The 13,220-nt window shown below is 62.2% G+C and carries 13 protein-coding genes and 1 tRNA gene; 9 read left to right on the forward strand and 5 right to left on the reverse strand.

The window, feature by feature from the left end; translation table 11 throughout:
* Positions 1 to 2 precede the first annotated feature (2 nt).
* The 7 genes from tauD (at position 3) to Q0P52_RS10810 (ending at position 6,746) form a co-directional block, all read left to right on the forward strand.
* Positions 3 to 836, forward strand: coding sequence for a taurine dioxygenase (gene tauD / locus Q0P52_RS10780; RefSeq protein WP_293761759.1), 834 nt, complete (start codon positions 3 to 5; stop codon positions 834 to 836).
* A gap of 22 nt (positions 837 to 858) precedes the next feature.
* Positions 859 to 1,341 (forward strand): hypothetical protein, encoded by a 483-nt coding sequence (locus Q0P52_RS10785; protein WP_293761761.1) that lies wholly within the window; start codon positions 859 to 861, stop codon positions 1,339 to 1,341.
* Between the two features lie 150 nt (positions 1,342 to 1,491).
* Positions 1,492 to 2,493 carry a sulfate ABC transporter substrate-binding protein gene (locus Q0P52_RS10790; RefSeq protein WP_293761763.1) on the forward strand — a complete coding sequence of 334 codons (1,002 nt, stop codon included), beginning with the start codon at positions 1,492 to 1,494 and terminating at the stop codon, positions 2,491 to 2,493.
* 522 nt (positions 2,494 to 3,015) lie between these two features.
* Positions 3,016 to 3,855 (forward strand): sulfate ABC transporter permease subunit CysT, encoded by an 840-nt coding sequence (gene cysT / locus Q0P52_RS10795; RefSeq protein ID WP_293761765.1) that lies wholly within the window; start codon positions 3,016 to 3,018, stop codon positions 3,853 to 3,855.
* A complete protein-coding gene (gene cysW / locus Q0P52_RS10800) occupies positions 3,855 to 4,745 on the forward strand; it encodes a sulfate ABC transporter permease subunit CysW (protein ID WP_293761767.1) in 891 nt (296 codons plus the stop codon). Before cysT ends, cysW begins: the two co-directional genes overlap by 1 nt.
* A 1-nt stretch (position 4,746) precedes the next feature.
* Complete coding sequence (locus Q0P52_RS10805) at positions 4,747 to 5,820, forward strand: sulfate ABC transporter ATP-binding protein (RefSeq protein ID WP_293761769.1); 1,074 nt, start codon at positions 4,747 to 4,749, stop codon at positions 5,818 to 5,820.
* Positions 5,817 to 6,746 (forward strand): CysB family HTH-type transcriptional regulator, encoded by a 930-nt coding sequence (locus Q0P52_RS10810; RefSeq protein ID WP_293761770.1) that lies wholly within the window; start codon positions 5,817 to 5,819, stop codon positions 6,744 to 6,746. The genes Q0P52_RS10805 and Q0P52_RS10810 overlap by 4 nt, the downstream gene beginning before the upstream one ends.
* A 31-nt stretch (positions 6,747 to 6,777) precedes the next feature.
* On the opposite strand, the gene Q0P52_RS10815 is transcribed toward Q0P52_RS10810, so the two are convergent.
* From Q0P52_RS10815 to ispB, 5 genes are all read right to left on the reverse strand, one after another.
* Positions 6,778 to 7,140 (reverse strand): gamma-glutamylcyclotransferase family protein, encoded by a 363-nt coding sequence (locus tag Q0P52_RS10815; protein ID WP_293761772.1) that lies wholly within the window; start codon positions 7,138 to 7,140, stop codon positions 6,778 to 6,780.
* Positions 7,137 to 7,820 carry a M24 family metallopeptidase gene (locus tag Q0P52_RS10820; RefSeq protein ID WP_293761774.1) on the reverse strand — a complete coding sequence of 228 codons (684 nt, stop codon included), beginning with the start codon at positions 7,818 to 7,820 and terminating at the stop codon, positions 7,137 to 7,139. The genes Q0P52_RS10815 and Q0P52_RS10820 overlap by 4 nt, the downstream gene beginning before the upstream one ends.
* Before the next feature lie 381 nt (positions 7,821 to 8,201).
* Complete coding sequence (locus Q0P52_RS10825) at positions 8,202 to 10,418, reverse strand: TonB-dependent receptor (protein WP_293761776.1); 2,217 nt, start codon at positions 10,416 to 10,418, stop codon at positions 8,202 to 8,204.
* A 787-nt stretch (positions 10,419 to 11,205) separates the two neighbouring features.
* Positions 11,206 to 11,280, reverse strand: a tRNA-Arg gene (locus Q0P52_RS10830).
* Between the two features lie 27 nt (positions 11,281 to 11,307).
* The gene (ispB, locus tag Q0P52_RS10835; protein WP_293761778.1) at positions 11,308 to 12,276 is read right to left on the reverse strand and encodes an octaprenyl diphosphate synthase; all 969 of its coding nucleotides are present in this window, start codon (positions 12,274 to 12,276) and stop codon (positions 11,308 to 11,310) included.
* Between the two features lie 199 nt (positions 12,277 to 12,475).
* On the opposite strand from ispB, the gene rplU reads away from it, so the two are divergent.
* Positions 12,476 to 12,787, forward strand: coding sequence for a 50S ribosomal protein L21 (rplU, locus tag Q0P52_RS10840; RefSeq protein ID WP_293761780.1), 312 nt, complete (start codon positions 12,476 to 12,478; stop codon positions 12,785 to 12,787).
* A gap of 12 nt (positions 12,788 to 12,799) precedes the next feature.
* Positions 12,800 to 13,075 carry a 50S ribosomal protein L27 gene (gene rpmA / locus Q0P52_RS10845; protein WP_293761782.1) on the forward strand — a complete coding sequence of 92 codons (276 nt, stop codon included), beginning with the start codon at positions 12,800 to 12,802 and terminating at the stop codon, positions 13,073 to 13,075.
* The last annotated feature ends 145 nt before the right edge of the window (positions 13,076 to 13,220 follow it).

The following is a 13,220-nucleotide window of genomic DNA, read 5'->3' on the forward strand; positions in this document are numbered from 1 at the left end:
ACATGAGTCTGAAACTGGAAAGATTGTCGCCGGCGCTGGGCGCGGTCGTGGAGGGCATCGACCTGTCGCAGCCGCTGACCGAGCAAGGCCACCGCGAGCTGACGCAGGCCCTGCTGGATCATCAAGTGCTGTTCTTCCGCGAGCAGCACCTTACGCCGCGCCAGCATCGCGATTTTGCCGCCTGGTTTGGCGATTTGCACATCCATCCCATTTTCCCCAACATCCCGGAAGTGCCGCAGGTGCTGGTACTGGATACCGACAAGAACGACTTGCGCGACAACGCCATTTGGCACACCGACGTCACTTTCATCGAAACGCCGCCGCTGGGCTCGGTGCTGGCCGCGCGCGAGCTGCCGCCCTATGGCGGCGACACGCTGTGGGCCAGCGGCAGCGCCGCCTGGCGCGCCTTGTCGCCGCAGCTGCAACAGTTGCTGGAGGGATTGACCGCTACCCACGATTTCACGCGCTCCTTCCCGCGCTCGCGCTATGCCAAAACGGAGGAGGCCGAAGAGCATTATGAAAAGGTGCGCCGCGCGTCCCCGCCGGTATCGCATCCGGTGGTGCGCACCCATCCGGTGACCGGCGAAAAGACCTTGTTCGTCAACGACGGCTTCACCAGCCATATCAATGAGCTGCCCGAAGCCGAGAGCGATGCCCTGTTGAAATTCCTCTTTGCCCACTTTGCCAAGCCGGAATTCAGCGTGCGTTGGCGCTGGAAGCTGGGCGATGTGGCCTTTTGGGACAATCGCATCACCCAGCATTACGCCGTGGACGACTACCGTCCGGCGCACCGAGTGATGCACCGCGCCACCATTCTGGGCGACCGGCCGCGCTAAGGCGGCCGGCAGGGTTCGCGCCATGCCGTCTCGCGCCGCCTCCCGCATCCGCCGCGTGATACTGCGCTTTGGCGCCGCCGAACCGCTGCTTGCCGCGCTGGATCACCCCATGTTGGCCGAAGGCGCCACCGTGCTGGCTTCGGCGGCCGATTTTGGCGAGTGGCTGGCGGCCCCGCGCAGCGATTGCCTTCTGCTGGCGGCCGGCGGCATCGGCCCACAAGCCCTGCGGCGTTTGCGCGCCGACGAGCACGCCTGCCTCGGTGCCTTGCTGTGGTTGCCCGAAGGCGAGGCCGCGCAAGCGCGCCTCTTGCCTTATCCCAGTCTGGTGCTGGCCCACGCCCATGCCTGGGGCGGCCCGCGCGTGGCTGACACGGCGGCGCTGGCCGCCGCGCTGGGCAGCCGGCTGGTGTTGCTGCCGGAAAACGGCACCGCCGGGCAAGTGCTGGCCGACGCCTGGGGCGGCCTGCTGGCGCAGGCAGAAGCCGGCATGGCGGGAGAGTTGTAAGCCCCGGTCGCCGTCGCATCGTGCAAAACCACTTGCGCTGCATATCAAAAACCTTGATAAGCAGCGCATTTTTTCTTGGTTCGCCAGTCTGGCGGGCCTCGGTAGATTGCTCTCATCCGTGATGACAACACCCACCGAGGAAAGCCTTCCATGAAACTGCTCACCCGCGTCTCCGTGACCGCCGCGCTGCTGTTGGCCACCGCCGGCCACGCCCTGGCCGACGTTGCGCTGCTCAATGTCTCCTACGACCCCACCCGCGAGTTCTACCAGGAGTACAACGGGCTGTTCGCCAAATACTGGAAAGCCAAAACCGGCGAAACCGTCACCATCAAGCAATCGCATGGCGGCAGCGGCAAGCAGGCTCGCGCCGTGATCGATGGTCTGGACGCCGACGTAGTGACCCTGGCGCTGGGGTATGACGTGGACGCGCTCAATACCGAGGCCAAGTTGATTCCGCCTAATTGGCAAACCCGCCTGCCCAACAACGCCTCGCCCTACACCTCCACCATTGTGTTCCTGGTGCGCAAGGGAAACCCCAAGGCCATCAAGGACTGGAAAGACCTGATCAAGCCGGGCGTGGAGGTGGTGACCCCCAACCCGAAAACCTCGGGCGGCGCGCGCTGGAACTATCTGGCGGCCTGGGGTTATGCCCTGAAGCAACCGGGCGGCAATGAAGCCAAGGCCCGTGAATTCGTGAAGACCGTGTATCAGCACGTCAAGGTGCTGGATTCCGGTGCGCGTGGCTCCACTGTCACCTTCACCCAGCGCGGCATCGGCGATGTCTTGCTGGCCTGGGAAAACGAGGCTTATCTGTCGCTGCAGGAATTTGGCGCCGACAAGTTTGAGATCGTCACCCCGTCCGTGTCCATCCTGGCCGAGCCGCCGGTAAGCGTGGTGGACAAGGTGGTGGACAAGAAGGGCACTCGCAAACAGGCCGAGGCTTATCTGAAATACCTGTACACCCCGGAAGCGCAAGCGCTGGCCGCCAAGTATTACTACCGTCCGCGCGACGCCAAGGTGGCGGCCAAGAATGCCGACCGCTTCAGCAAGGTGAAGTTGTTTACCGTGGATCAGGTGTTTGGCGGCTGGACCCGCGCCCAGAAGACTCACTTTGCCGATGGCGGCGTGTTCGACCAGATTCAGCCGCACTGAGTGTTGCCGGGTTGACGCAGAAAGGGGGCAGGCCTTGGGGCCTGCCTTTTTTGTTTGGCTGGGCGGCTGCTTGGCGAGGTTGGCCGAAGAGTAAGGTAACTCATCGGAATGACTACATCCGTCTGGCAACGGCTTGCCGAAGAAAGGCGATTTCCGGCGTACCCTGACAATGCCGACTCGCCCCTATCCCTTCGTCGCGCGCCGGGAATAAGCGACAGCCAAGGGATCGTTACAAGTTGCGTGGCGGGTAAATCATATCGGTTCTGGCGGGGTGTTACGCCTGCCTGTTGCCTGTCCGCCCTTCAAGCGCGCCGCTCGGCCGTCTTGTGAATGCAGAAACTATCAGCAGCCGGTTTTATGCCATTCAGTGCTAAGCAAAAAGCCGGATTTCTATTCCCTAAAAAAGAATAAGCAACGGAATAAATATTATTTTTCGCATAAGGCTGCGGCAAATATGCTGTTGGCAGTTATATACAAACAGGAATCCGCCATGCTGCCTTCCCACCTACAGGGAGCCGCGCGATGAGCCAGACCGCCTCCCGCAGCCGGGTACTGCCCGGCTTTGGCCTGACGCTGGGCGTTACCCTCAGTTATTTGTCGCTGGTGGTGCTGATCCCGCTCTCGGCCGTGTTTTTCCGCTCGTTCAGCCTGTCGCTGGACGACTTCATTCGCGCCGTTACCGCGCCGCGCGTGCTGGCCTCTTACAAGTTGAGCTTTGGCATGGCCCTGCTGGCCGCTGCCATCAATACCTTCTTCGGCTTGCTGCTGGCCTGGACGTTGGTGCGCTACCGCTTTCCAGGCAAGAAGATTGTGGACGCGCTGGTAGACCTGCCTTTCGCCCTGCCTACCGCGGTAGCGGGCATTGCGCTTACCGCGCTTTACGCCGGTAATGGCTGGCTGGGCCGCTATCTGGAACCGCTGGGTATCAAGGTGGCGTTCGGCCCGTTGGGCGTGCTGGTGGCGCTGGTGTTCATCGGCCTGCCTTTTGTGGTGCGCACGGTGCAACCGGTGCTGGAAGATCTGGAAATCGAACTGGAAGAAGCCGCCACCAGTCTGGGCGCGCACCGCTGGCAAACCTTCAACCACGTGATTCGTCCGGTGCTGCAACCGGCATTGATGACTGGTTTTGCGCTGGCTTTCGCCCGCGCGGTGGGCGAATACGGTTCGGTGATCTTCATTGCCGGCAACATTCCCATGGTGTCGGAAATCACGCCACTGATGATCATCAGCAAACTGGAACAATTCGACTACGCCGGCGCCACCGCCATCGCCAGTGTGATGCTGGTGATGTCATTCCTGCTGCTGCTGGCGATCAACCTGCTGCAAGCCCGTCAGGGTCGTCGCAATGAAAGGAGGGCGTAATGGCGGGTCATGTTTCCGCGCTGGCCTTGAGCCACGATCGCGCCGCCTTGCTGGAAAGCAAGCAAGCCACGCGCGAGCCTGCGTGGGTGAAGGCCTTGATCCTTACCGTGGCGCTGGGTTTTTTCTTTGTCTTCCTGCTGCTGCCGCTGTTTGTGGTGTTTAGTGAGGCGCTGGCCAAGGGCTGGCGGGTGTATGCCGACGCGCTGCTGGAGCCGGACGCCTTGTCCGCGGTGAAGCTTACCTTGCTGGCCGCCCTCATCAGCGTGCCGCTGAATCTGGTGTTTGGCGTGTGCGCCGCCTGGGCGGTGACGCGCTTTGATTTTCGCGGCAAGCAGCTGCTGATCACGCTGATTGATCTGCCGTTTTCCGTATCGCCGGTGGTGGCCGGCCTGATCTACGTGCTGGTATTCAGCAGCCACGGCTGGGTGGGCCCCTGGTTGATAGCGCACGGCGTGAAAATCATCTTCGCCGTGCCGGGCATTGTCTTGGCCACAGTATTCGTCACCGTGCCCTTTGTCGCCCGCGAACTGATTCCGCTGTTGCAGGCGCAAGGCCGTGAAGAGGAGGAGGCGGCGGTGGTGCTGGGCGCGCGCGGCTGGCAGGTGTTCTGGCATGTGACGCTGCCCAATGTGCGCTGGGCGCTGCTGTACGGCGTGATTCTCAGCAACGCCCGCGCCATGGGCGAATTCGGCGCGGTGTCGGTGGTGTCCGGCCACATTCGCGGCGAAACCAACACGCTGCCGCTGCATATAGAGATTCTTTACAACGAATACAACTTCACCGCCGCCTTTGCCGTGGCGTCCCTGTTGGCCTTGCTGGCCCTGGTGACGCTGGTGGTCAAGAGCTGGGTGGAATGGCGCCAAGGCCGTCAGGCCGGCGAGGAGCACTGACATGAGCATTCAGGTACGCGACATCAACAAGCGTTTCGGCGATTTTGTGGCGCTGGACAATCTGACGCAGGATTTCCCCTCCGGCGAACTGGTGGCTCTGCTGGGGCCGTCCGGCTGCGGCAAAACCACGCTGCTGCGCGTTATCGCCGGGCTGGAGCAGGCCGACAGCGGCCAGGTGCTGCTGGAAGGCGAAGACGCCTCCGATACCCATGTGCGCGAGCGTCAGGTGGGCTTCGTGTTTCAGCACTATGCGCTGTTCCGCCACATGACGGTGTTCGACAACGTGGCCTTCGGCCTGCGCATGAAGCCGCGCAAGCTGCGCCCGTCGGCCGAAGAAATTCGCCGCCGCGTGCACGAACTGCTGCAACTGGTGCAACTGGACTGGCTGGCGGACCGCTATCCGGCGCAGCTGTCCGGCGGCCAGCGCCAGCGCATCGCCCTGGCCCGCGCGCTGGCGGTGGAGCCGCGCGTGTTGCTGCTGGACGAGCCCTTCGGCGCGCTGGACGCCAAGGTGCGCAAGGAATTGCGCCGCTGGTTGCGCCGCCTGCACGACGAGCTGCACATCACCTCCATCTTTGTGACGCATGATCAGGAAGAAGCGCTGGAAGTGGCGGACCGCGTAGTATTGATGAATCACGGCCGCATCGAACAAGTAGGCAGCCCGGACGAGGTGTACCGCCACCCGGCCACGCCGTTTGTGTATGGTTTCCTGGGTTCGGCCAACCGCTTCGAAGGCAGCAACGGCGCGGGCGGCATCGCCATCGGCGCGGCCACGCTGCCAGCCAGCGGCGGCCCGCAGGGCGAGGTGGTGGCGTTTGTCCGCCCGCACGAGCTGGACATCATCCCCTTGGCCGAAGGCGAAGGCCTGCCCGCCCGCATTAGCCGCGTGCTGACGCTGGGCGCGCTGACCCGGGTGGAACTGGAAGGCCGCGACGGCCTGGGCGGCCAGCATTTTGATGTGGAATTGCCTGCCAGCCACCCGCTGGCGGCGCAACTGCAAACCGGCCAGCCGGTGCGCCTGCAACCGCGCAGCGTGCGCCTGTTTGCCCAAAACGAGAAAGCGGGTGCGGCATGAACTTTCAGCAACTGAGAATCATCCGGGAAACGGTGCGGCAAAACTTCAACCTCACCGAAGTGGCCAATGCGCTGTTTACTTCGCAATCCGGCGTCAGCAAGCACATCAAGGACCTGGAAGACGAGCTGGGCGTGGAGCTGTTTGTGCGCAAGGGCAAGCGCTTTCTCGGCTTGACCGACCCCGGCAAGGAGCTGCTCACCATCGTTGAGCGCATGCTGCTGGACGCCGGCAACATCAAGCGGCTGGCCGAGCAGTTCAGCCTGAAGGATGAAGGCCAGCTCACCATCGCCACTACCCACACCCAGGCTCGCTACGCGCTGCCGCAAGTGGTGACCGCCTTCAAGAAAGCCTTTCCCAAAGTGCATCTGGTGCTGCATCAGGCCAGCCCGGAAGAGCTGGTGCGGCTGCTGCTGGAAGGCGAGGCGGACATCGGCATCGCCACCGAGGCGGTGGCCGACGAAACCGAGCTGGTGTCCTTCCCCTATTACAGCTGGCATCACAGCATCATCGCCCCGCCGGAGCACCCCCTGCACCAGCAGCCGCTGACGCTGGAGGCGCTGGCCGACTACCCGCTGGTGACCTATCACCAGGGCTTTACCGGCCGCACCCGTATCGACCGCACGTTTGCCGAAGCCGGCCTCTCGCCGGACATCGTGATGTCCGCGCTGGACGCCGACGTGATCAAAACTTATGTCGAGCTGGAGCTGGGCGTGGGCATCATCGCCTCGATGGCTTACAACCCCGAGCGCGACCGGCGCGTGAAAGTGGTGGAAGGCGAGCCGCTGTTCGGCCACCAGACCACCCGCATCGCCATTCGTCGCGGCCACTATCTGCGCAGCTACGCCTACCATTTCATTGAGCTGTGCTCGGCGGCGCTGGACGAGCAGACCGTGCGCCAGTCGCTCAGCCCGGTGGAGCTGGCCTGAGCCGCGCATCACGGCAGAAAGTTTTCCCGCCTCAGGCTGGCGCCTTGCTGTCCACGTACACCCAGGCGTCGCGGCCGGAAGCCAGCCGCGCCAGCCGGCGCTGGTAGTCCGCCACTTCGTAGCGGTCGGCGGCGGCCAAATCCGCCTCGCTCACCCGCAGGGCGCTGCCGCTCACCACATCGCTGTCCTGCCCGGTGGGGGTGATGATGGGGTGATGGGTCTGGCCACTGGTGCGTATCACCTCCGGGTTGGTAATGGCCAGCATGTCCAGCCGGAAGCCCGGCAACTGGTCGGGCAGGGTTTCCAGTTTGCGGCCAAACAACGCCAGTTGCACCTGCTCCAGCTGAAGCGTGCCGTAAGAAAACAGATAGTGGTGTTGGCTGTCGGCGCTCATTGTGCGGCGTCCTCTCGAATCAGCAGGTCTTCATAAAAAGCGCCGTAGCGCCCTTGCGGCTCCACAATCTGGATTTCCAGAATCCAGAGCCCAGTGTCCGGGCAGGCGGCGAAGTCGCCCAGGCTGCCGGCCTTGTAAATGGCGTGCGGAAAATCCGACACGCGATGCCCCTTGATGTCCAGATTCAAACGCCAGCCCAGCTCGCCGGCGCGCTGTTCGGCAAACCGGTACAGCGCCTCGCCGCTCAGGCCTTTGCTGCGCCAGGCGGCCGCCACCTCCTGCCACAGCTGACGCGCGGCGGCGGCGCAGGCCTGCTTGGCCGGGTCGTCGCCCAGCACAAAGCTGTCACCGGCGTCGCCTTCATGGCCGTTCCACACCACACCCAAATCCACAAAGAAAATATCGTCGGCTTGCAGCGTGTGCTCGGGGTCTATCTTCTCGCTGAAGGTTTTCAGGGTGGAGGCGCCAAAGCGGATGATGCTGCCGTGCCAGATGCGCTCCATGCCCATGGCTTCCAACTCTTGGCGCGCCGCCTCCTTGGCCTGCAGCTTGGTCATGCCCGGCCGCATCAGCGCGGCGATGCGCTGTACCGCCTCCATGGTTTTGTCGCGGGCGTATTGCATGCTGGCCAGCGAAAATGCCGGGCCGACGGCTTGTTGCGGATGGCTGAGGGTGGTCATGGGGCGGCGCTCCGGTGGGCAAAAAAACAGTGTACGCATACAGACAGCCAAAGACATCGGGAAGACTACCAAGCCCGCGCCAGTAGCGCACATGCGCAAAAAAGCGCCAGCAAGCGCTGGCGCTAAGGTTACTGACAAAGTGATTGGGTGAGATGGCGCAGCCTTCCGGTTTGGCGCGGCTAAGGCAAAGCCTCATGCTGCGTTGCGTCTCCTTGCCGTACTCAAGTACTGCCGGCGTTGGTGCGCCTTGCCTCCGCCGTGATACGGATTTTTGTTAGCTGCTCTTATGGCCAATCTCTCCGCGCTTGCCCTGTCAATTTAAAGAAGGCCCCCTCTCGCATTCTGATCAAAGCGCGAGAGGGGGCAATTATTAACTCAGGCTCAGAACTTGTAGTTCAGCGCGGTGTAGAGCGAACGCGCCGGCCCCGGCACGCCCACGCCCCAGGCCACGCCGTTCTTGCTCATGGTTATGCCCTGGCCGATGTAAGCGCCGCCCAGCGGTTGCACATAGTAGTGGTTGAACAGGTTGTCGATGCCGAAATCCACCGTCAGCTGCTTCCAGCCGTAGCGCGTGCGCAGGTTCAGCAGGCTGTAGCCGGGCGTCTGGATTTCATTGCGCGTTTGCGACACATCGGTTTTGGCGCTCACGGCAATCCATTCGGCGGTATTGCTCCACGCGCCCAGCGTATGCGTCAGCGCCAGCTTGGCGTTCAGCGGCATGATGTTATAGAGGTTGTCGCCGGTGTCCAGATTCTCGCCGCGGCTGTAGCTGATCTGGCCGGACAGGTCCAACCGGCCCCAGTTGCTGGCGGCCAGCCTGGCCTTGCCGCTGATCTCCACGCCGTACAACTGGGCGCGCTGGTTCACATATTGCAGGTTGACGAACTTGTTGGTGGCGGTGAGGTTGGCTGCGCCGCCGCACAAACTGGTGCCGCAGCGCTTGGCGTCGATATAGTTTTCCACATAGCTGTAGTAGGGCGACAGCGTCAGATTCCAGCTGTCCTGATCGGCGCTGTGCCAGCCGGCGGTGGCGCTGACGGTGTGGGCGGTTTCCGGCTTCAGGTTCACATCGCCGAAATAGCCATTGCCGTCGCCGACAAAGTTGTTCATCACCGCCGCCATGCCCATGCTGGACCAGGTGTAGCGCTCATACAGATTGGGCGAGCGCGTTTTTTGCGCATAGGCCAGTTCGTACTGCTGGTTGGCCGAAGGGGAGTAGCGCGCTAGCGCGCTCAGGTCGATATTGTGGTCGGTTTTTTTGTGATCCAGCGCATTGAAGGCGGCGGCGTCGTTGGCGTAGGAAGCCATGCTGTTGTAGCCCGCCACGTTGCCGGCGTTGCTTGTCACCTGGCTGGCGCGCGCGCCCAGAATGCTGCGCCATTGCGGCGTCCAGTCCGCCTGCCATTCGGCAAACACATCCACGCGATCGCGCTTGCCATCGTTGATGTTCCAGAAGGTATTCGGGCTCATCATGCCCATGCCCGCGCCTGCTGGTGGCCACCAGTCGTTCAGGCGGTATTGCTGGAATTCCGCGCCCAGCTTCAGGCGATGGCGCGGAGCCAGGTCGATGTCAGCCGCCACATTGCCGCCAATGGTGCGGCTTTGGCTTTCCATCGGCATGCCGCCATAGCTGCCGTAAGCGTATTGCTTGTCGTCTCCAAACTGCATGCTGTGGCGCACGTACTGGTTGTAGACGCGGGCATCCAGATCGCCCCAGCCGTACTGCCCCAGATAGTGCAGGTTGAACTGGTTGCTGTGGTTGTCCGTCATGTCCATGCGCTGATTGGCAAAGCCCTCGTAAGGCACGCGCTGGATGCCAACGCTGCCTTCCAGCAGATGAATCCCGTCGCGCCAGGCCAGCGCCAGCTCATGGTTTTCTGTCTTGTAGGCGGAAGAACCCACCACATCGCCATCTAGCCAAGCTTTGTCGCTGGCGGCCTTGCCGCCTTTCTTGAAAGCCTGCGCCGCTTCGTAGTTGTCCGAACGCGAGGTGGAGCCGCTATAGCGCAAGCTCAGATGATCGTTGGCGGTGGTGGCGGACAGATTGGCCCCGCTGGCCTCGCCGTTGCTGCGGTAAAACGCGCCCGCTTCGCCGGTGGTCAGCGTCTGGCCGGCTTCGGCAAACTTGGGCGGCGCGCTCTTGGCGACAATGGCGCCGCCGATATTGTCGCCGCCGGCGCTCACCGGCGCTGCGCCGTTGTACACCTTCACGCTTTCCACCTTGCTGGCATCCACATACGACAGCGGCGAATTCATGTGATTGGGGCAGGAAGACAGCAAGGCCATGCCGTCCACCTGCGCTTGCAGGCGGTCGTCCGCAAAACCGCGCAACACCGGCAGGCTGGACACCCCGCCGGCCGCCTTGCGGCTCAGGCCGGGAATATCGTCCAGCAGGCTGGCGCTATCGCTGCTGCGCGCCTTCTGCGGCGCAAGGGCCGGGCCGGTTCGCTGCGCGCCGGCCGCTTCGCCGGCAGGCTTGTCCGCCTTCACGGTGACTTCCGGCATGATCTGCACATCGTTGGCGCTGGTGTCGGCCCAAACGTGCTGCGCAAGCGCGCAAGCCACGGCAAAGGCGGCGGTTTTCGGACTGAATAGCATGGTGTTTCCCAAGTGGACACGGAATGGAGGGGCGGCTCACAAGAGCGGCTAACAAAACCGGTTTCACGGCTGCGGCAGGGCGTGCCTGCACAGGCCACACTGGAGTAGGGCAAGGAGCCGCAACGCCGCATCAGGGGTTTGTTAACTGTCTTGAACCGGCCTTGTTGTTGTGCCGCCGCGCATTCACACAGGCAGAGGCGGCGTTGCCGAAGGGCTGCCGGAGGCAGGATCAGCAGACGCGCCATTGTAGAAAGCTATTAAAAGAGGCGGAATGCGACAGATTGCCGCAGGGGCGCTACGGCCTGACTTATCGCGGCTAACAAAAAACCGTTTTACGGCCGAGGCAAGGCGCGCCGGCACAGGCGGTACATGAGTACGGCAAGGGGGTACAACGCAGCATCAGGTGCTGTGCTAGCCGCTCTTATCCACAGGCCGCAGGCGAGAGTGAGGAGCGCCGGCCCTGCTGGCAACAAGCACCAGCGGCAAGGCCGTGTTGGGAGTGCTAGCATCGGGGGCAGCATGGCCGGCACGGCTCCGATGAGTAACATGACTCAATTCGGTAATGGCATGAGTGGCAGCCCCGCCTTTGTCAGGGGCATGGGGGCATTCCTTTGTAATTTCCTGAGGGCATCAGTTTTTTCGTTTGGGGCATGTGACCCCGTTTATGCCCCCAGATTCCCCCGGCTTAAGCGGGATTTCTTTGGACTGCTATGGACGTAAAAAAACCCGCAGCGCCTTAGCTGGTGCGGGTTTTGTGGACTTTGTAGGACTTCGTCGGAACGGGAAGTGGCGCCCCCGACAGGAATCGAACCTGTAACTGCCCCTTAGGAGGGGGCCGTTATATCCATTTAACTACGGAGACGATCCAGACAAAGCTTGCGCGGCGGGTTTACGCGTTGCGGTCTACCGAGATGCGCGCCAGTTCGATCAGCGCTTGCTTGACCTCGGTTTCAGGCAGGTGGGCGATGGCGGCCACGGCTTTTTCGGCAGCTTTTACCGCTTCGTTGCGGGCGTAGTCCAGCGCGCCGCAGGATTGTACCGCAGCGAGTACATCGTGAAAACGATCGCGGCTGGCGTGTTCCAGCGCTTCGCGCACGGCGGTGGAGGCGGCGGCGTCGCCCTGGCGCATGGTGTAAATCAGCGGCAGGGTGGGTTTGCCTTCGGCCAGGTCGTCGCCCAGGCTCTTGCCGATGGTGTCGGCGTCGCCGCTGTAGTCCAGCACGTCGTCGATGATCTGGAAGGCGGTGCCCAAGTACATGCCGTAGTCGGCCAGCGCCTGCACTTGCGCTGGGCTGCCGTCTGCGATCAGCGCGCCCACGCGGGCGGCGGCTTCAAACAGTTTGGCGGTTTTGTACTGGATCACTTGCAGGTATTGCTCTTCGGTGACATCGGTGTTGCCGATGTTGAGCAGCTGCAGCACTTCGCCTTCGGCGATGATGTTGGTGGCGCCGGCCATCACTTCAAGGATGTCCATGTTGCGCGTGGTCACCATCATCTGGAAGGCGCGGGTGTAGAGGAAGTCGCCCACCAGCACGCTGGCGGCGTTGCCAAACAGGGCGTTGGCGGTTTCTCGGCCGCGGCGCATGTCGGATTCGTCCACCACGTCGTCGTGCAGCAAAGTGGCCGTGTGGATGAACTCGATCATGGCGGCCAGTTCGTACAAATGCTCGCCGCTATAACCCAGGGCGCGGCCGGCCAACAGGGTCAGCGCCGGGCGCAGTCGCTTCCCGCCCGCGGAAATGATGTACTCCGCCACCTGGCGGATCAGTACCACATCTGAGTGAAGCCGGGACCGGATAACGCGGTCTACGGCTTGCATATCGTCGGCAATCAGGGTTCGGAAGAGCGGGGTGGACACGGTATTGACCAGTTTTTCTAAAAATTGTGATAGCGATGCCAGAAGGGCGAAATGTTACCAGAAAAGCCATGACGCCAGCCATGCCAGACCTGGCCTGCGGCTAAACCGATGAAATTATTGACATGTTTGCGGGCGGCGCGTATAGTTTCGCGTTCTTCGCTCGTTATGGGCGGGGATTTCCATTCTAGGAGCTAAGCGAATGTATGCGGTCATAAAAACCGGCGGCAAGCAGTACAAGGTAGCCGTTGGTGAAAAACTCAAAGTAGAACAGATACCTGCAGACATCGACAGCCAAATCGTACTCGAAGAAGTGCTGATGGTTGCTGACGGTGAACAGGTTGTTGTTGGCGCGCCCCTGGTGGCTGGCGCCTCCGTCAAGGCCACTGTTGTTGCTCACGGTCGCGGCGAAAAGGTTCGCATCTTCAAGATGCGCCGTCGCAAGCACTACCAGAAGCGTCAGGGTCATCGTCAGAACTTCACCGAAATCCGCATCGACGCGATTTCGAAGTAAGGATATACAGCCATGGCACACAAAAAAGCAGGCGGTAGCTCCCGCAACGGTCGTGACTCCGAAGCCAAACGCTTGGGCGTCAAGGTATACGGCGGCGAACTGATTCCGGCAGGTTCCATTATCGTTCGTCAGCGCGGCACCAAGTTCCACGCTGGTGAAAACGTCGGTCAGGGCAAGGATCACACCCTGTTCGCCAAGGTTGACGGCTACGTTGAGTTCACCGTTAAGGGTGCTCTGCAGCGCAAGATCGTTACCGTGGTTCCGTACACCGGTGTAGACGGCGAATAATCGCTTTCTGCAGACAAGAAAGCCCTATCCTGCGAGATAGGGCTTTTTTTTATCCGGCGTCTTGCCGGCAGGCAGTTTGAAGAGGGATGAGGCGTGAGGGCTGGCTTCGGCCAACGTTGACGCCTGATTCCTCAAGGAGGAGCTG

The sequence above is a fragment of the uncultured Aquitalea sp. genome (assembly GCF_945957525.1).
Classification (GTDB): Bacteria; Pseudomonadota; Gammaproteobacteria; order Burkholderiales; family Chromobacteriaceae; genus Aquitalea.